The sequence below is a fragment of the Cupriavidus pinatubonensis genome, from assembly GCF_019602855.1.
GTDB classification, from domain to species: domain Bacteria; phylum Pseudomonadota; class Gammaproteobacteria; order Burkholderiales; family Burkholderiaceae; genus Cupriavidus; species Cupriavidus pinatubonensis.
Genome location: NZ_CP080766.1, coordinates 2,321,593 through 2,339,417, shown reverse-complemented (window position 1 = coordinate 2,339,417; position 17,825 = coordinate 2,321,593). Strand labels below are relative to the sequence as shown.

Sequence of the window (17,825 nt, the reverse complement as noted above, 5' to 3'; positions counted from 1 at the left end):
GCCGCAGCGGCGTGAGGGGATACCGGCTTTGCGCTTCTATGAATGGAAGCCAACAGGCTCTGGCTTGTCGCCATATTTTCGGTGTCGTTTCATCCCGCAGCACGCCGCCAAGGCGCGCCTGCTCTTCCGGCGTGAGCGGCCGCGTCTGATTTGCCAGGCCCTGACTGCACCGGTGGCGCGCGACATATCAGCCGGCCTGTTCGGTTGCCCGTTGCAGATACCGGCGTGGCGACAGGTGTACTCAGCCACCTCGCAACGCGACGAAACGATTACGTAGAAGCCACTTAATTCGGACCTTAGATTGTTTCAATTGTCTTCAGCCCGTAGCGGGCTTATCTTGCCAGTAAGGCCACCCCTGCAGAACGCTCCCCGTTTCTGTTCAAGGCCGTTGAAAGCGCGGTATGACCGCGCTTCTTTTTTGTGGCGGCGCGTTCTGTGCTGAATTTTCATCCAATGAAAATTCAGCACGTTTGATTGACGCCGTTTTCGGCCGCTTCCTACTATGTGCGCACAGAGTTTCTCTCGATGAAACCGCCACCTGCGCACATCGCGCCCAGGAGACAGCCGATGACTGCATTCCCGCGCCAGCCCCTGCTGGCCGCCCTGCCGTTGATCTGTGCCGTGCTTGCCATGCCCGCAAGCGCCGCCGAAACGTTCCCATCCAAGCCGATCCGGCTCGTCGTGCCTTTCACGCCCGGCGGCACGACCGATATCCTCGCGCGCCTTGTCGCACAGAAGTCCGGCGAGGTGCTCGGGCAGTCGGTCGTTGTTGACAACCGCCCCGGCGCCGGCGGCAATATCGGTGCCGAGGCCGTTGCGCGCAGCGCGCCCGATGGCTATACGCTGCTCATGGGCACGCTCGGCACGCAGGTCACCAACCAATTCATCTATGCGCGCATGCCGTACGACAGCGCCCGCGATTTCACGCCCGTGACGCTGGTGGCAAATTCGCCGAACGTGCTGCTCGTAAACAGCACGCTGCAGGCGAATTCGGTTGGGGACCTGATCGCGCTCGCGAAACGAGAACCGGGAAAGATCAACTACGCCTCGACCAGCACGGGCGGTTCCCCTCACCTCTCCGGCGAACTGCTGAACGCAATGGCAGGCGTGAACATGCAGCACGTGCCCTACAAGGGCGCCGCGCCCGCGATGACGGACCTGCTCGCGGGGCAGGTCAACCTGATGTTTGACAACCTGCCATCGGCACTCGCGCAGATTCAGGCGGGCAAGATCAAAGCGCTGGCGGTGACCAGTGTCAAGCGCGCATCCGTGCTGCCCAACGTGCCAACCGTGCGTGAATCGGGGCTGCCCGGCTATGAGGTCAACTCGTGGTTCGGTTTGCTCGCGCCGGCGGGCACGCCGCCCGAGCGCGTGCGCCAGATTCAGCAGGCGGTCGAGAAGGTCCTTGCAATGCCGGATGTACGCAAGCGCATCGAACAACTCGGCGCGGAGCCGGGCGGCGAAGGCTCCGCCGCATTCGCCGCCGAGATCAAGGCCGATACCGAGAAGTGGTCACGCGTGATCAAGAGCGCCGGCATCAAGGCGCAATGACTGATACGCATCGCCAAACCAGGACACATGACGTCATGACCCAGAACACTACGTTGCGCATCGGCTCCGGATCGGGCTGGTGGGGGGACCGCGTAGAACCGGCCGAACGCTCCGCACGTCTCGGCAAGCTCGACTACCTGTGCTTCGAGACCATGGCCGAAGCGACCGTTTCGGCCGCACAGGTACGCAAGCGGCGCGACCCCGCATTCGGCGGCTACGACACGTATCTCGACGACCGCATGCGAGCCGTGCTGCCCCATTGCATTGCGCACGGCACGCGCATCATCAGCAACCAGGGCTGGATCCATCCCCTGGGCGCGGCCCGGCGCGTGGCCGAACTATGCAAGGAACTCGGCCTGCCCGACGTGAAGATCGCGGCCGTCACCACGACCGACCTGACGAGCAGCATCTGCGAACTCGACCTGACGTTGCTGGAAAGCGGCGAGCACGTATCGACGCTGCGCGAAACGCTGATCAGCGCGGAACCGTACGAGGGTGTCGGCCCGATCGTCGAAGCGTTGCGCGCCGGGGCGCAGATCGTGGTCACGGGGCGTGTCGCCGACCCGTCGCTCTTTCTGGCCCCGATGATCCATCACTTCGGCTGGCAAGCGGACGACGTTGCACGGCTCGCGCGCGGCAGTGCCATTGGCCATCTGCTCGAATGCGGCGCGCAGGTGACTGGCGGCTACTTTGGCGACCCCGGCTACAAGGACGTGCCGGAGCCGTGGAATCTCGCATTCCCGATTGCCGAGGTCGAGGCCGATGGCAGCGCGGTCATCTCGAAAGTCGCGGGCAGCGGCGGGCGCATTGACCTGCAGACCGTCAAGGAACAGATGTTCTATGAAGTCCACGATCCGCGCCGCTACATCACGCCCGACGTGATTGTCGATTTTTCGACCGCCGTACTGGAACAGGTCGCACCAGACCGCGTGCGCATCAGCGGCGTAAGCGGGCTGCCACGCACCGATACGCTCAAGGTGTCGCTGGGCTGCACGGAAGGCCATATCGGCGAAGATATGTTCTTCTATGCCGGCCCGGGTTGCCTGGAGAAAGCGAAGCTCGCGAAGCGCATTCTCGAGGAGCGCTTCGCCATGGCCGCGTTGCGGGCCGACGAGTTGCGCATCGATTTCCTGGGCGTCAATGCGGTTCACGGCGCGGCATCGCCCGAGCCCGCGTGCGAGCCCAACGAGATTGCAGTGCGCGTTGCGGCCCGCACGCGCACACGGGAAGAAGCCGCCAAGGTCGGCCGCGAGATCGACAGCATGGCCGTATGCGGACTAGCCTCCACCGGAAAGCGCGTGCCGCACCAGGACCGTACGCGCGAGATCATCGGCGTGTGGTCGGCGCTGGTGCCGCGCGCGCTGATCCGGTCGCAGGTCCAGTTCGTCTGACCATCCGCAACCGCTTACCTCACGGGGAGACCACATCATGCGCGTACCGCTGCGCCGCCTTGCCCACAGCCGTTCCGGCGACAAGGGCAATACTTCAAACACAGCCGTCATCGCCTATGCGCCGGAGTTTTATCCGCATATCAAGCAGCAGCTCACCGCAGATGCGTTCAAGGCGCACTACGGCACGCTGATTACGGGAGCCGTCACGCGCTATGACGTTGATGGCTTGCAGGTTCTCAATTTCGTCGCCGACGGTGCACTGGGCGGCGGCGTCTCGCGAAGCCTCGCCATCGATAACTACGGCAAAGCGCTCGCCAGCGCCGTGCTGCGCTTTGAAGTGGAGATTCCCGACGGGCTCTCGCCGCTGCTGCGTGGCCCGGCACACTGAGGGCCGCCCGCCGGCACCACGACGCGCGTCCACGCGCCGGTGATGCGGCGCGCTTCCTGGAGGAGGTGACGCGCAAGGCTTGCCTCGCGGCTGCGAATGCGATCGCTCAGCGCCGCCACGCTGAGCGCGCCGATGGGCCGACCGTCATAGTCGAGAATCGGCACGGCAATGCCGCCCATGCCTTCGACCACCCAGTCCAGGAACAGCACATAGCCGCGCGCGCGTGCCGCGTCCGCCTCGGCGGCAATCGACGGCGCATGCAGCCGCGGATAGTTCGCCAGCTTGCGGGCCGTCTGCTGCAGACGGCGCGTGCGTTCCGCCGGTGGCAGCCACGCGAGCACGGCGAGACTGCCCGCGCCGACGCCTAGCGGTCGCCGTGTGCCGACTGTCACATAGTTCGCATGCACAGGAAACGACCCGGTGACGACGTCCGAGCACACGGCCTCGCCGCGGCTGGCCTCGGTGAGCACCGCGGTGTCTTCAAACGTCTCCTGCAACCGCTGCAACGCCGGATGGGCCAGCTCGCGCAGGTCGACGCGCCGCTGCCCCACATCGGCAAGCTGGAACACCTCGGGGCCAATGCCATAGCAACGCTTGTCGTCGCGCGTGGCGAAGCCTTCCTGCACCAGCATGTCGAGCATGCGCGACGTCGTGGCGGGGTCAAGACCCGTGGCGCGCGCCACATCGCTCATGCGGCGCACTTCAGGATCGGATAGCGCGCGCAATACTGCCAGCGCGCGCTGCACAGGGGACGGGCGTGTCGCCATGATGCGGGGCTCAGCAAACGCAATCAGCCATGTTGACGCGTGCCGAGCGTGTCGCGCTTGATTTTCTTCGCGAGCGACCACTTGTGGACTTCGGTCGGGCCGTCATAGATGCGGAAGGCGCGCAGCTCGCGGAAGGCCTGGTCGACGATGGTGTCGCGCGACACGCCATTGCCGCCCAGGATCTGCACGCAACGGTCTGTGACACGGAACAGCGCTTCCGAGACCGCCACCTTGGCCATCGAGCTCTCGGTGGTGCCCGCCGAACCCGTGTCGAGCACGCCAGCGCACCAGTCGATCATCAACGCCGCCTGCTGCAGGTCGATCAGGTTTTCCGCCAGCATGAAGCCGACGCCCTCATGGTCGATCAGCAGCTTGCCGAATGCCTTGCGCGTGGTGGCGTAGGCGCGCGCGATCTCGTCCGCGCGCGTGACGGTGCCGAACCAGCGCATGCAATGCGACAGCCGTGCCGGCGACAAGCGCACCTGCGCGTAGCGGAAGCCTTCGTTGACCTCGCCCAGCACCTGGTCGGCAGGCACGCGCAGGCCATCGATCAGGACCTGCGCATGACCGCCGGGCATCGAACTGTCGATGGTGTCGAGCACGCGCTCGGTGCGGATTGCCGGATGCGGCAGGTCGACGAGGAACATCGTCGCCTGCGCGCGTTCGCCGTCGCCGGTGCGCGCCATGATGATGCCCACGCTGGCGCCTTCGGCACCGGTGATGAATTTCTTGCGGCCGTTGAGCACCCAGTTATTGCCATCGCGGACGGCGGTGGTGCTCAGCATCGACGGATCCGACCCGGCGCCGCCCTCTTCCGCGGGCTCGGTCATGAAGAACGCCGAACGTACATCGCCACGGACGAGCGGCGCCAGGAAGCGCTCCTTCTGCGCGGGCGTGCCGACCTTGCCGAGCAGGAACATATTGCCTTCGTCGGGCGCCATCGTATTGACGGCCACGGGGCCGAGCGGCGACAGGCCCGAACGCTTGAGCACAGCGGCTGTCTCGTGCTGGGTCAGGTGTGAACCATCGGCCAGGATGTGCGGCGTCATGACGCCCGCAGCACGTGCCTTGGTGCGCAGTTCATGCACAAGCTCGGCGGTCGGACCATGTGCGGTGCAGCGCAGGTCGCTTTCATACGGCGCCACCACGTCGCGCACGAAGCGCTCGACGCGGTCCGCAATTTCCTGGCTTCTTTCAGTGGGACAAGGAGTAAACATGGGTGCCATTCCCTCGATTTGGGTGGGGTTGTCCACTTGCGGACCGTTTGCAGATGGGATCCGATTGTAGGATGATTTCATCCCATGTCAACGGCTCCGGTCCGACGGGACCTGCCTATCGATTAGAATCGCCGCCGTGCCAAGACCGACCTCCACCGCCTCCGCCATGCCTATCGATACGCCCACCGACGCCAGCCCGGCGGACGGCAGCGCATCCGACACCGTGTTCTTCGGGATCATGAGCGGGCTGGAACTTGGCACCTTCGTGCCCGGCCAGCGGCTCGTGGAAACAGACCTGGTCGCGCACTTCGGTGTCGGCCGCAACTCGGTGCGCGAGGCGCTGCAGCGGCTGGCCGCCGAGGGCATCGTCGACCTGCACCGCCATCGCGGCGCGGTCATCCGGCGGCTGAGCCTGCAGGAAACCCTCGATGTACTCGATGTCGCGGAACGCATGACTGGCCTGCTCGCGCGCGCCGCCACGCGCGGCAGCGGCAACCAGCCGCAGGTTCAGGCCTTGCGCGCGTCGGTCCAGGCGCTCGTCGCAGCAGAGAAGGCCCAGGACGGCGAGACGTTTTCTAACGCCAGGCGCCATTTCTATCGCACGCTGCTGGAAATGGGCGACAACCGCGAACTGCGCCGGCTGTTCCCGACCATCCATATGCCGATCGTCCACGCGCAGCATCGGCTGGCTTCGTTGCAGCAGATGCGGCTCGACGATTACCGTCGCATCGCTACGGCGGTACTCGCTGGCGAGCCCGACGCGGCCGAGGCTGCCGGTGCGGCGCATGTGAAGAATGTGCGCGGCGCCATCCTGGACAGACAACCCGCCTGACCGACGCTCTCACCTTGACCAGGTTGCGAGTCGCAACTAATATTGGTTGCGACTCGCAACTTTCTGAGAGATCATGGACTTCGTCGACGTTCCTGCCGTCACCCGTGACGCCACCATCCTGTCGCTGCGCGATGTTTCCCGCAAACTCGTCCGCGAACTGGGGTTCATGCGCTCCACCCTGGCCAATAGCGATCTGGCGCCTTCCGCGGTGCACGCGGTGCTGGAAATCGGCATGAAGCCCGGCATCACGGCAAAAGATCTGGCCACCATCCTGCGGCTCGACAAGTCGAATACCAGCCGGCAAATCGCACGGCTGGAAGCCGCTGGTTTTGTGGAGCGCCGGGTGTCCAGCGATGACGCGCGTTCGTCCGAGCTGTATTTGAGCGCGGAAGGGAAATCGCTCAGGGCAAGGATCGACCAGTTCGCGACCAGCCAGGTATCGAACGCGCTTCGGCACATGGCGCCCGCCGACCAGCAAGCCCTGCTTCGCTCGCTCGCGCTCTATGCCAATGCGTTGGCGCAGGACAACGCCGGCAATGCGCCGCCAGCCACGCCGGAAGCGGTGCAGATTATCGAGGGCTACCAACCCGGCTGCATTGGCGATATCGCCAGCCTGCACGGGCGTTTCTATGCGGCGCATTGGGGCTTCGGTGCCTTTTTCGAGAAGCGGGTCGCCACGGAACTTGCTGCATTTGCCGGGTCGCTGCCAGTCGACGGCAAGGCGCTTTGGCTCTATGTCGAGAATGGCCGCTCGCTGGCGTCTCTCGCCATCGACGGCGACAAGACCACCGGCATCGCGCATTTGCGCTGGTTCATCGTCGACGAATCGCTGCACGGTTCGGGTATCGGACGCGAACTCATGGCCCGCGCCATGCGATTCGTCGAGACGCAGGGGTTCCGCGAAACGCATCTCTGGACGTTCAAGGGACTTGAGGCGGCACGCCATTTGTACGAGTCGCATGGCTTCCGGCTGAGCGAAGAGTTCGAGGGCAGCCAATGGGGGACCACGGTGACGGAGCAACGCTTCAACCGGGTCTGAGGCCAAGCTTGTGCGGTGCCGCGTTGCGATCCGCACATCGACTGGCATTCCTGCCCAAAACACCCGATCATGCGAAGCACTAGCCGCCTTACAGAGCCTCCGGATGATCGCCTCTCACGCCCATTCGCTGTTTCGCCCGGCCGCCATCAGGCCTTCCCGGCTGAGGTTTCTCCCAATTGACTGGCGCAAGCTCCTGGCGCTGCAGATGCTGCTGGTGTTGCTGGTGTTGCTGGTGTTGCTGATACTGGCACTCATCGTGCCGCTCGCCGCCCACGCGGCCGACAAGCCGGTACCTGCCCCCGTTTCCGAGCCTGCAGATCTGATCCTGATGAACCGGCCCGTCGCCACGTTCCGCGCGACCGTGGCGGGAGCGGTGCCGGCCGTGCGCGCGGCCCGCGCCAGGGAGCGATTCGACAACCTGAATCGCGCCGAACTGGCCGAGCCGCTGACGCGCGTGTCGGGGCGGCTCGGCGAGGAGTCCGGTGTGGCGATTCGGCTCGGCGACCGCGTGATGTTCGCCATCGTCCAGGACGACCTCGATCCCGAGCAGCCGGGACAGACCGTGGAGGCCGTAGCCGACGCGGCCAGCCATGCGCTCGAGAATGCCGTCGCCGCGCGGCGCGAGCAGTTGCGCTGGCCGACCATCATCCGCGGCACACTGCTGTCGTCGCTGGGCCTGCTTTTACTTGTGGGGCTCGTCTGGGGCGTTGCCCGCGCACGCCGCCGGCTCAGCGCGCTGCTGCTGAAGGCGCTGGAACGCCGCGTCGGCGATCGCGTAAAGCGCAGCGGCTTCGACTGGACCGGTGCACTGTTCCAGCTCGCCAGCCTCGTCGTGCAGATCGTCGGCGTCGGCCTGACCGCGCTGTTGATCTTCTTGTGGCTGGAATTTGCGCTCGAACAGTTCCCGCTGACTGAGCCGCTTGGCCAGCGCATGGGCACCTTCCTGTTCACGCTGCTGACACGCATCGGCGAATCGATGCTGGAGGCGATTCCGGGCATCGTCACCGTGATCGTGATCCTGTTGATCACGCGCGCGCTGCAGCGGCTCGTGTCGACCATCTTCCTCGCCGTACAGCGCGGCCAGCTCGACGTGCCGGGCCTCCATCCCGAAACCGTCGGCGCCACGCGCCGGCTGGCCGCCGTGGGCGTATGGGCACTCGGGCTGACCTTCGCGTACCCGTATATTCCGGGTTCGCAGAGCGACGTGTTCAAGGGCCTGTCGGTGCTGTTCGGCTTCATGGTGACGCTTGGCTCGGCCAATATCGTCAACCAGATCATGAGCGGCATGGTGCTTGTGTATTCACGCGCACTGCGGCCCGGCGATATGGTCGACATCGGCGGGACGATCGGCACGGTGACAGGGCTCGACGCGCTGTCGGTCAAGATCGAAAACGTACGGCAGGAGGAAGTGACGCTCCCCAACGCGGTGGTGGTCGGCAGCGCGGTCCACAACTTCTCGCGCCGGGGCCGCGCCTCGGCCGCACTGCATGGCGACACGGGCGCACTGCTATCGACAGCCGTGACGATCGGCTACGACACGCCGTGGCGGCAGGTCCATGCGATGCTGCTCGGCGCCGTGGCGAACGTGCCGGGCCTGCGCGATGAACCGGCGCCGTTCGTGCTGCAGCGTGGGCTGTCGGACTTCTATGTCGAGTACGAGCTGTTCTTCGGCATTACGGACCCGCGCCAGCGTTTCCCTACGCTATCCACGTTGCACCAGGCCATCCAGGACGAATTCAACCGCCACGGCGTGCAGATCATGTCGCCGCACTTCGTGCTCCAGCCGAAAGAGCCGGTGGTGGTGCCGCCGGCGAACTGGCATCAGGCACCGGCGGCGCCTGACAGGAAAGTGTCCTGACTTGCCTCGTCGTTCAGAAACAGCATGACGGCGACCACCGCGTGATGCAGGCAGTCGCCGTCATGCGCAGGCCGGCGTCAGTACGGCGCGTTCACCACGATGTATTGCGACCCCTGCGGCTGGTACCACGTGGTGCCGCACTGCTGGTACACCATGCCGCCATAGTTGACCGGCACGCAGCCCGGCGGCACCGTACGGACCATGGAGCCGATCACCGCTGACGTCACCGCCACCGTGGCCGTGACCGCAGCAGCCGTCGCCACCGGGTGGTAGTCGTTGTCCCAGCCGCAGCAGCCGCCGTGATTGTCGACGTTCACGTTGACGTTGCGGTTGGAATTGACATTGACGTTCCGGTTGGCATTGACGTTGTTCACGTTGTTGACGCTGGTGCTGCGCACATTGTTGGCGCGCGCGTCAGTGCGCTGGTTATTGACCTGCCGGCCACCGCCACCGCCGCTGGCCATGGCGCCACCACCACCACCACCACCACCACCACCGCGCGCGCCCGCCATATGCCCGCCACCGCCTCCCCCACCACCGCCACCGACACGTGCCTGCGCCGTGGGCGCCAAGCCGGATGCCGCCAGCGCGAGCGCGGCCATGCACACCGTGAACAGCTTGCGATCTGCGTATTTCATGGCGGGCTCCTTAGCGCGACTTCATGGGAACGAACTCGGCGGACTTGGCGCCAGCCGGCGGCTTGAAGGCGAAGGTCGTATTGCCGAACTTCGGATTCAGGTTCCACTTGTAGTAGGTGATCGACTGTGGACGTGCCTCGTCGGCACGGCTCGTGACGACCAGCTTGCGCGGCAGCGGGCGCCCATTGGCCGAGATCCAGATCTGCCAGTCGAAATCTCCCTGCCGGAACGCGTAGTGGTCGCACAGCTCGCCCACGATGATGTCCTGCCCGGCGTTCATCGCCGACTGGATGTTGTCGACGGGCGCCGCCGGCGTGCCCCACAGGAACAGGTCGGCTGACGGCACTTCAATGCCGAACCGCTCCCTCAGCCGCTCGGTCAGGGCGCCCAGGTTGTCGTTGAACGGGGCCTGCGAGTAGTACTTCTGTTCGGGCTGGTAGAGCGTGACGGTCTTGCCGTCGTAGATCAGGTCGCGCTGCGAGCGCGCGCTGCGCATTTCCGCGCGCAGCCTGTTCGGTCGCACGATGTCCAGGTCGGCCGTCGCCGTGTGCTGGAGCTTCTGTCCATCCTGCAGGACGCGCTCGCCGGTCAGGTTGATGGTGACCTGGAACTGCTTCAGGGTCTGCAGGTACGCGCCCATATCCTGTAGCGCCTTGATGGCCGCGGGGTCCACCGCCTTCGCGTCCGCTTGCGCCGTGCTCGCCGGCGGCGGAGTGCTTGCGCTGGTGGATGACGCGCCAGGCTGACTCGCCGGGGGACTCGACGGCGTCAGAGGCGTACCGCTGCACGCCGTCAATGCGACGGCGAGCAGGCTCAGAACCAGTTTGCGTGCCATGGTGAACTCCGTCAGAGAGTACTGCCGTTGGTAGCCACGTTCAGGGCTATCGCGTCACCGATGCATACGCCACGTGCGTTCGCGATGGCTTGGGCGCAAAAGTGGAGAAGTGGCGACAGACCCGCAGCCTATCCTGCCGCAATGCCTGCGCGCCGGGTATCTCGAAAAGAAAATTTCAACATGACCGTCGCGGATATTTACTACGCTCCTGTACCATCGCGCGCCGCGGCGTGTTTGCCTGCGGTGTTGGCATTCTTCGCGCGTACACGGCCGCGTCGACCGGATCGGCGCGCGACGCGACCATCGTTGCCGTCCGGATCCTTTCCGGGCGGCCGCGGGCGGCCAGGGCACATCCTGTATGCGGCGACGAGGAGGTCGCGATTCCACCGCATCTGCGCCACCGCATCCAGCAGATACTGGAGAACGCGGCAGGCAAGCCGGGTGTCCCCGCCTTCGGCGCGGATCGTACGGATTCGCTGTATCTGCTCGCGCACGCGACGCCGGGAAGCGTCGATCGAGCGCTGGAGATCGCTCCAGCCACTGGGTATGGACCGGCTTGATCGCAACGTAACCTTTGACATGGTGCACTCCGGGCATTCAGGGCATCAAGGCAACGGCCACAACAGCCAAACGAAAAAAGCCCGAGAGAAAAGTATCGTTTCGGGCATCCGTTCCGGGGCAAGAACTGGAACCCCGTAACGGAAAATTTAGATAAGCCGGATTTTCATGTCAATGTCCGGGTCGTCGGACACATCGGCAGTCCCGCACCTTACGCGGCGCCGATAAGCCATTGCCGGAACATTTCCTTGGCGGGGCCGAGATAAAGACCGATGTCTTCCTGTCCGCCGTTGGCGTACCAGTGGCAATAGCAGCCGTGGAACAGCGCCAGCAGCACACGGCCCATGTCCGCCGACAGCGGGCGGTCAGCGGTTCCGAGCGCCTCCATCATCACACGCACATGGCCAGCCCAGCTTTCGCGAATATGCTCACGCACGGTCTGCGGCGTATTGCTGGAGAACAGCAACGACAGCACGATGCCCTTGGTTTCCGGGTGGCGCGTGAAATAGTCGGCCACACGCGCGAAGAGATCGTCGACGCGCTGCGACACGGGCATGTCCTGCAGATCGCCCAACCCGAGCGAAATCTCGATTTCCTGAAACAGGCTGACCGCCGCCTCGGCCAGCAGCATCTCCTTGCTGCCGAAATGCCACAGCAGACTGCTCTTGGCCACGCCCGCGTGCGCGGAAATCCGGTCCAGCGTCACTTCGCCATATCCGTGTTCCGCGATCAGGCTCTTGGTCAGTTCGATAACCCGCTGGCGGGTTTCCAGACCACGGCGGTACTTAGTTGTCGCGCCGGTACGTGCCGGCGGCGCTTCAGTGCGCGCTTCCGGGGCGGCGGCGTCCAGGGCGAGATCGGGGCCGGCGGCACCCTCTTGTGCGGAGTTCATGGCTGCTTGTTGGACACTGTTGGGGCACTGTTGGGGCACGGTTGGCACAGTGCGTGCGATGTGTGGAAAAGGCGCCTTTCCGCTTCTCGGGATTTGCCCTAAGGCCAGCGCCCTGTCCTTGACAGCCTACCATCTCTTTACCAAACTCTAAATTGTACTGACCGTTCAGAATAAATTTAGGGTTAATATGGTGCCGAATACAGCACAGGAAAAGGATCTGCAGCGATGGCTTGGTAAGCAACGTGCAGCGTTCATGGCATCGCCGTTTCCGTCGCTCGGCGAACGGCGAGACACGTTGCGGTGCCTGCGCACCGCCATCCGCGGTCATGCCCACCGGCTCGCCGCGGCGGCCCAGCGCGACTTCAGCGCGCGCGCCGAGGCCGAGACCCTGATGGTCGACGTCCTGCCGTCCGTGATGCACATCAACCACCTGCTGCGCGGGCTGCGCCGGTGGATGAAGCCGTCGCGCCGGCACACCGAACTGCTGTTCTTTGGCAACAGCGCGCGGGTCATGTACCAGCCCAAGGGCGTGGTCGGCATCGTCGTGCCATGGAACTTCCCGGTCTACCTGGCGCTCGGCCCCCTGGCCACGGCACTGGCCGCGGGCAACCGCTGCATGGTGAAGACCTCGGAGTACGCGCCGCATACGTCGGCGGCACTGCGCGCGCTGCTGCGTGAAGTGTTTGACGAAGACAGGGTCGCGATCGTCGAAGGCGATGCCGAAATCGCACGCGCATTCACGAGCCTGCCGTTCGACCACATCGTCTTTACAGGCTCCCCGGAAATCGGCCGCCATGTCATGCGGGCCGCCGCGGCCAACCTCACGCCGGTGACGCTGGAACTGGGCGGCAAGTCACCGGCCATCGTGTCGCGCAGCGCGAACCTGCGGACCGCCGCCACCCGCATTGCCCATGGCAAGACCGTGAATGGCGGGCAGATCTGCGTCGCCCCCGACTACGCGCTGGTGCCGGCAGAAGATGCCGAGCCCTTCGCGCAAGCGGTACTGGATGCCGCCAGCCAGATGCACCCGCAAGGCAGCGACGACTACACGGCTGTCATCCACGATGGGGCGCTTGCGCGGCAACGTGCACTGCTCGACGACGCGCGCGCGCTTGGCGCGCGCGTGTTCTCGGCGGCCATGCCGTCGGGCGGACGGCGCCTGCCGCTGCACGTCGTGCTCGGCGTCACGCCGCAGATGCGCCTCGCGCAAGAGGAAATCTTCGGACCCATCCTGCCGGTCTTCACCTATCGCAGCTTCGACGAAGCCATCGCGCACGTGCAGAGCGGCACCCGTCCGCTGGCGCTCTATTACTTCGGCCATGACAAGGCGGAAACCGGTCCGCTGCTCGAACGCACGCACGCCGGCGGCGTCACGCTGAACGACTGGGGCTGGCACGTGGTGAACCATGACCTGCCGTTTGGCGGTAGCGGCACATCCGGCATGGGCAACTACCACGGTGCGGAAGGCTTCCGCGAGCTGTCGCACGCGAAGTCCGTATTCGCCGAGCGCCGCTGGTTCCCGATCGAGCTGTTCCACCCGCCCTACGGCTCGTGGGTGCAGCGCCTGGCCATGCGCCTGTTCCTGGGCGCGCCAGCGCAAGGCGAATCGCAGCGCGGCACTCCGGCTGGCACACAACCGGCGCACCGCAGCACCGACTGATAGCGCAGCCAGATTGACGCGGGTCCGGGCAATTCCGTGTCACTCCATCAAAAGCGGGCCTCAGCCACGCCGCGCCGCTTCAATCTTCGCGATGTCGATCTTCTTCATGGTCATCATCGCGTCGAAGGCGCGCTTGGCCGCCGCGCGGTCCGGATCGGTGTACGCGGCTGTCAGCGCGCGCGGCGTGATCTGCCACGACAAACCCCAGCGGTCCTTGCACCATCCGCATTCGCTTTCCTGGCCGCCATTGCCGACGATCGCGTCCCACAAGCGGTCGGTTTCCGCCTGATCGTCGGTCGCGACCTGGAACGAGAAGGACTCGTTGTGCTTGAAATGCGGCCCGCCATTGAGCCCGAGGCAGGGAATGCCCATGACGGTGAACTCGACCGTCAGGACATCGCCTTCCTGACCGTCGGGGTAGTCACCCGGCGCGCGGTGGACGGCGCCAACCGAGCTGTCCGGAAACGTTGCAGCGTAAAAATTCGCGGCGTCGAGCGCGCCGCCGTCGTACCACAGGCAGATCGTGTTCTTGCTAATCATCCTGGTGTCTCCTGAAGGGTCTGCAGGGATTGAACACCGGCCTCGGCATCTTCTGGTCAACGGCGGCAAGCGACGAGTCGCTTATTCCCGCGTGAATGACATGGAGGCCGTTTGCGGATGCCTAATGTCTCACGTTCTCGCTTCGGGCGCAGCCCTTGAGAGTGCATGGTCCGCAACGTGGCTCATGAGCGATTGACGATGGGCGGCGCATCGGGATCGCGGCTGCCCGGGTCATGCAGATCGCGCTTTCCGACGCCCGGCGGAAATTCGCCCGTTCCGGCGCGCTCGTCGCGCGGCTTGTCGGCCGGACCCTTGCGGTGCGAAGCGGCATTTTCCCAATCCGCCGCCGCGCGCTCGCGCGAGCGTTGATTCGCTTCAGCGTTCTCGCGCAACTCCCGATCGTCGAGCCCCTGCCGCTTGTCGAGTTCGGGGTTCCCTGATGTGTCGTGTCTGCTCTGTTTCATGACGCCTCCGAAAGCATTGGCCACGGATCGAGGCCATGAATATCGGCGCGCAACTTTCGTTCCAGCATGTCACGTCACACAAACCGCACACCCGTCGATGCGGCGTGTAAGAACCACCGCATCGATTGAAGAATGGTAGACACCGCGAGGCACCTCAGTCCGAGGCTGTCAACGTCTGGCTGAGCTCCTTCGCGCTTGCAAGATGCATCGCCGCAAAATCCGCAAACACCCGGCACGCCGGGTTGCGGTTCGCATCGCGCCACACCAACCGCAGTTCCGCTCGCACATCGTCGCGCCAGATCGGCCGCAACACGACGCCCGGGAAATGCAGATGCCGCGCCGATGCCGGCACCAGCGCCAGCCCCAGTCCAGCGCGCACCAGCGCGAGCACGCTATGCGTCTGGCTCATCTGCTGCACCACACGTGGCGGCCGGCCAGCGCCGGCGAGCACCGAGCCGATCAGATCATGGAAATATTTGCCTTCGGTGGCGGAGTACTGGATGAATGTCTGGCCCGCCAGATCTTCGGCGGCGATGCGCTCCCGCGCCGCCAGCGCATGTGTCGCATGCATGGCAAGCAGCAGCGGCTCACTGACCGCGGGCCGCCATTGCAGCTCCGGATCCACGTCCGGCAGCGGCCGCAGGAAGCCCAGGTCGATGGTCCCTGCCTGCAAGGCCTCAATCTGCGCGACGGTCACCATCTCATGCAGGGTCACCTCGATCTCCGGCAACTCCTGCATGGCCCGGGCGATCAGGTTGGGCACCAGTTCGTAGCCGGCCACGGCGGTGAAGCCGACGCGTACCTTGCCGCTGACGCCCTTGTCGATCCGCCGCGCCACGTCCACCGCGTGACCGGCCAGTGCCAGCAGGCGCCGCGCGTCGTCGAGCAAGGCGCTGCCGGCCGCGGTCAGGCGTACCACGCGGCTGTTGCGGTCGAACAGCCGTACGCCGAGCGATTCCTCCAGCATGCGGATCTGCCGGCTCAGCGGCGATTGCGTCATGAAAAGCCGCGTGGCGGCACGGCCAAAGTGCAGCTCCTCGCCCACGGCGATAAAGCAGCGCAATTGGTTCAGATCCGGAATCATTGCATCATGCCAATAGTTGGATTGATCGATGCAAACTATAGCTTAGACATGCATGGATGGCGTTCCTATACTCGGCCCATCGACAACCGCTCCAAGACGCGTGCCAGTGAAACCCGCCATCCTGCTCACCCAGCCCGTAGTTCCCAGTCTCGAAGCCGGCCTCAAGGCAGCCTACGAGATCCACCGCCTGTATGCCGCCGCATCGCCCGACGCGCTGATCGACGAAGTCGGGCCGCGCATCGAGGGCGTCGTCACGGGCGGCTCGCTCGGCCTGAAGGAATCCGTGATGCGACGGTTGCCGGCACTCAAGATCGTCGCGGTGTCCGGCGTCGGCACCGATGCGGTCGACCTGCCCTACGCACGCGGGCGTGGCATCCACGTCACCACTACGCCCGATGTGCTGACAGCCGATGTCGCCGATCAGGCCATCGGGCTGCTGATCGCGGTGTACCGCCGGTTGACCGAAGCAGAGCGCTACGTGCGCGCCGGACAGTGGGGCAAGGCGCCGTTGCCGCTCGCGCACCGTTTCAGCGGCAAGCGCGTGGGCATCGTCGGACTGGGCCGCGTGGGCCTTGCGATTGCGGTTCGTGCCGCGGCGTTTGGCTGCCCGGTTTCTTACACCGACCTGCGTGCGATTCCCGATGTGCCCTACACCTTCCTGCCGGACATTGCCGCCCTTGCCTCCCATTGCGACGCGCTGGTACTGGCCGCATCGGCCGACGGCGCGAAGCCGGTGGTCGACGCCGCCGTGCTCAATGCGCTGGGACCCGACGGCGTGCTGATCAACGTGGCGCGCGGCCGGCTCGTGGACGAGCCCGAGGTGGTGCGTGCGCTCGAAGCGGGCCGCATCGCGGGCGCCGGGCTAGACGTGTTCGCCGACGAGCCGGCCGTACCACCCGCCCTGCTCGCCATGGACAACGTCGTGATCCAGCCGCACCGTGCCAGCGCCACGTGGGAGACCCGCGATGCGATGGGCGAGATCGTGCTCGCCAACCTGCGCGCCTGCCTTGCCGGCGAACGCCCGCCTGCGACGGTGATGGCGTAGCACGCATCAACCGGTCATCGCATCCCCCTTCATGGATCAGGGCGCCGTCATAGAGCGCCCGGACAAAATTCAGGAGACACCATGCAACATCGCGCATTTCCCGTGCTGGCGCTGCTGGCTGCAGCCGCACTCGTCGCCATCGCCCAGCAACCGGCGCACGCCGGCGGCTACCCCGAGCGGCCGGTCACCATCGTCGTGCCCTTCCCGCCCGGCGGCGGCACCGACACCGGCGCTCGCTTGCTGGCGCAGCGCCTGACCGAACTGTGGGGCAAGGCTGTCGTCATTGAAAACAAGCCGGGCGCCGCCGGGCAGATCGGCAGCGACTACGTGGCGCGTGCAAAGCCGGACGGCTATACGCTGCTCATGGGCAACATCGGCACGCATTCGATCAACCCTTCGCTGTACAAGTCGCAGCCGTATGACGCGGTGAAGAGCTTCGCGCCGGTATCGCTGGTGGCCGAGCTGCCGCAGATCATGGTGACCGCTCCCGGAAACCCGGCGGCCACGGTGCCGCAGGCGATCGCAGCGGGCAAGCGTGAGCCAGGCAAGATCACGTACAGCAGCTCGGGCAGCGGCAGCTCGATGCATCTCGCCGGTGCCATGTTCGCGCGCCAGGCAGGCATCGACATGCTGCACGTGTCGTACAAGGGCGGCGGCCCGGCCGTGGCCGACGTAATGGCCGGGCACGTGAACTACACGTTTGCGACGCTGTACGAAACCATGGGCATGATCAAGGGCGGCAAGCTCAAAGCGGTAGCGGTGACCGGCGACAAGCGCGCTGCGGCAATGCCCAACGTGCCGACCGTGGCCGAGACTGGGCTGGCAGGCTATGAAGCGGTCTCCTGGATCGGCCTGCTGGCGCCAGCGGGCACGCCACCGGCGCTCGTCGGCAAGATCTCGCAGGACGTGCGCGCAGCGCTGGCCGATCCGAAGGTCAAACAGATGCTGCTCGAGCAAGGTGCCGTGCCATCCGGCAGCACGCCGGAGGCGTTTGCCGCGTTGATCGCGCGGGATACGACGCGCTATGCGAAGCTGATTCGGGAACTGGGGATCAAGCTGGAGTGAA

Annotated in this window: 18 protein-coding genes; 10 read left to right on the top strand and 8 right to left on the bottom strand. The window is 65.5% G+C overall.

Going from position 1 to position 17,825, the window contains the following annotated elements; all coding sequences use genetic code 11:
• The first annotated feature begins 567 nt into the window (after nucleotides 1–567).
• From K2O51_RS10615 to K2O51_RS10605, 3 genes are read left to right on the top strand one after another with little or no spacing between them, the layout of a single operon-like run.
• Complete coding sequence (locus tag K2O51_RS10615; protein WP_220630193.1) at nucleotides 568–1,551, top strand: Bug family tripartite tricarboxylate transporter substrate binding protein; 984 nt, start codon at nucleotides 568–570, stop codon at nucleotides 1,549–1,551.
• Nucleotides 1,552–1,586: 35 nt separating this feature from the next.
• Nucleotides 1,587–2,942 (top strand): acyclic terpene utilization AtuA family protein, encoded by a 1,356-nt coding sequence (locus K2O51_RS10610; RefSeq protein WP_011300741.1) that lies wholly within the window; start codon nucleotides 1,587–1,589, stop codon nucleotides 2,940–2,942.
• 37 nt (nucleotides 2,943–2,979) lie between these two features.
• Complete coding sequence (locus K2O51_RS10605) at nucleotides 2,980–3,330, top strand: AtuA-related protein (protein WP_140953345.1); 351 nt, start codon at nucleotides 2,980–2,982, stop codon at nucleotides 3,328–3,330.
• Here K2O51_RS10605 and K2O51_RS10600 read toward each other — a convergent pair.
• Together K2O51_RS10600 and K2O51_RS10595 are read right to left on the bottom strand one after the other, a co-directional pair.
• On the bottom strand, nucleotides 3,240–4,097 hold the full coding sequence (locus K2O51_RS10600; protein ID WP_011300743.1) for an IclR family transcriptional regulator: 858 nt from the start codon (nucleotides 4,095–4,097) through the stop codon (nucleotides 3,240–3,242). The two genes, K2O51_RS10605 and K2O51_RS10600, sit on opposite strands and share 91 nt — an antisense overlap.
• Before the next feature lie 23 nt (nucleotides 4,098–4,120).
• Nucleotides 4,121–5,314 carry an acyl-CoA dehydrogenase family protein gene (locus tag K2O51_RS10595; RefSeq protein ID WP_220630192.1) on the bottom strand — a complete coding sequence of 398 codons (1,194 nt, stop codon included), beginning with the start codon at nucleotides 5,312–5,314 and terminating at the stop codon, nucleotides 4,121–4,123.
• Between the two features lie 166 nt (nucleotides 5,315–5,480).
• On the opposite strand from K2O51_RS10595, the gene K2O51_RS10590 reads away from it, so the two are divergent.
• The 3 genes from K2O51_RS10590 to K2O51_RS10580 all read left to right on the top strand — a co-directional run bounded on the left by K2O51_RS10590 (nucleotide 5,481) and on the right by K2O51_RS10580 (nucleotide 9,043).
• Nucleotides 5,481–6,146 (top strand): GntR family transcriptional regulator, encoded by a 666-nt coding sequence (locus K2O51_RS10590; RefSeq protein ID WP_220630688.1) that lies wholly within the window; start codon nucleotides 5,481–5,483, stop codon nucleotides 6,144–6,146.
• A 73-nt stretch (nucleotides 6,147–6,219) separates the two neighbouring features.
• Entirely contained in the window at nucleotides 6,220–7,185 is a 966-nt protein-coding gene (locus K2O51_RS10585) for a helix-turn-helix domain-containing GNAT family N-acetyltransferase (protein WP_140953559.1), read from the top strand.
• 103 nt (nucleotides 7,186–7,288) lie between these two features.
• Complete coding sequence (locus K2O51_RS10580) at nucleotides 7,289–9,043, top strand: mechanosensitive ion channel family protein (protein WP_220630191.1); 1,755 nt, start codon at nucleotides 7,289–7,291, stop codon at nucleotides 9,041–9,043.
• A 77-nt stretch (nucleotides 9,044–9,120) separates the two neighbouring features.
• Here the strand turns inward: K2O51_RS10580 and K2O51_RS10575 are convergent, their stop codons facing one another.
• Nucleotides 9,121–9,681, bottom strand: a complete 561-nt coding sequence (locus tag K2O51_RS10575; protein ID WP_220630190.1) for a hypothetical protein — start codon at nucleotides 9,679–9,681, stop codon at nucleotides 9,121–9,123.
• A 10-nt stretch (nucleotides 9,682–9,691) separates the two neighbouring features.
• Nucleotides 9,692–10,516 carry a DUF2092 domain-containing protein gene (locus K2O51_RS10570; RefSeq protein ID WP_011300749.1) on the bottom strand — a complete coding sequence of 275 codons (825 nt, stop codon included), beginning with the start codon at nucleotides 10,514–10,516 and terminating at the stop codon, nucleotides 9,692–9,694.
• A gap of 89 nt (nucleotides 10,517–10,605) precedes the next feature.
• Here K2O51_RS10570 and K2O51_RS10565 point away from each other — a divergent pair, with 89 nt between their 5' ends.
• A complete protein-coding gene (locus tag K2O51_RS10565) occupies nucleotides 10,606–11,076 on the top strand; it encodes a hypothetical protein (protein ID WP_166487089.1) in 471 nt (156 codons plus the stop codon).
• 209 nt (nucleotides 11,077–11,285) lie between these two features.
• Here K2O51_RS10565 and K2O51_RS10560 read toward each other — a convergent pair whose 3' ends face one another.
• The gene (locus K2O51_RS10560) at nucleotides 11,286–11,966 is read right to left on the bottom strand and encodes a TetR/AcrR family transcriptional regulator (RefSeq protein WP_220630189.1); all 681 of its coding nucleotides are present in this window, start codon (nucleotides 11,964–11,966) and stop codon (nucleotides 11,286–11,288) included.
• A 253-nt stretch (nucleotides 11,967–12,219) separates the two neighbouring features.
• Here K2O51_RS10560 and K2O51_RS10555 point away from each other — a divergent pair, with 253 nt between their 5' ends.
• Nucleotides 12,220–13,626: a coniferyl aldehyde dehydrogenase gene (locus K2O51_RS10555; RefSeq protein WP_235679736.1), complete on the top strand. Its 1,407-nt coding sequence runs from the start codon at nucleotides 12,220–12,222 to the stop codon at nucleotides 13,624–13,626.
• Between the two features lie 60 nt (nucleotides 13,627–13,686).
• Here the strand turns inward: K2O51_RS10555 and K2O51_RS10550 are convergent, their stop codons facing one another.
• The 3 genes from K2O51_RS10550 to K2O51_RS10540 all read right to left on the bottom strand — a co-directional run bounded on the left by K2O51_RS10550 (nucleotide 13,687) and on the right by K2O51_RS10540 (nucleotide 15,714).
• Nucleotides 13,687–14,166: a VOC family protein gene (locus K2O51_RS10550; protein ID WP_011300753.1), complete on the bottom strand. Its 480-nt coding sequence runs from the start codon at nucleotides 14,164–14,166 to the stop codon at nucleotides 13,687–13,689.
• Nucleotides 14,167–14,348: 182 nt separating this feature from the next.
• On the bottom strand, nucleotides 14,349–14,630 hold the full coding sequence (locus K2O51_RS10545) for a hypothetical protein (RefSeq protein ID WP_140953594.1): 282 nt from the start codon (nucleotides 14,628–14,630) through the stop codon (nucleotides 14,349–14,351).
• A gap of 154 nt (nucleotides 14,631–14,784) precedes the next feature.
• Nucleotides 14,785–15,714, bottom strand: a complete 930-nt coding sequence (locus tag K2O51_RS10540; RefSeq protein WP_011300755.1) for a LysR substrate-binding domain-containing protein — start codon at nucleotides 15,712–15,714, stop codon at nucleotides 14,785–14,787.
• A gap of 52 nt (nucleotides 15,715–15,766) precedes the next feature.
• Between K2O51_RS10540 and K2O51_RS10535 the strand changes: the two genes are divergently transcribed.
• Nucleotides 15,767–16,759 (top strand): 2-hydroxyacid dehydrogenase, encoded by a 993-nt coding sequence (locus K2O51_RS10535; RefSeq protein ID WP_425332968.1) that lies wholly within the window; start codon nucleotides 15,767–15,769, stop codon nucleotides 16,757–16,759.
• An 81-nt stretch (nucleotides 16,760–16,840) separates the two neighbouring features.
• Nucleotides 16,841–17,824, top strand: a complete 984-nt coding sequence (locus K2O51_RS10530) for a Bug family tripartite tricarboxylate transporter substrate binding protein (RefSeq protein ID WP_220630187.1) — start codon at nucleotides 16,841–16,843, stop codon at nucleotides 17,822–17,824.
• Nucleotide 17,825 lies beyond the last annotated feature (1 nt).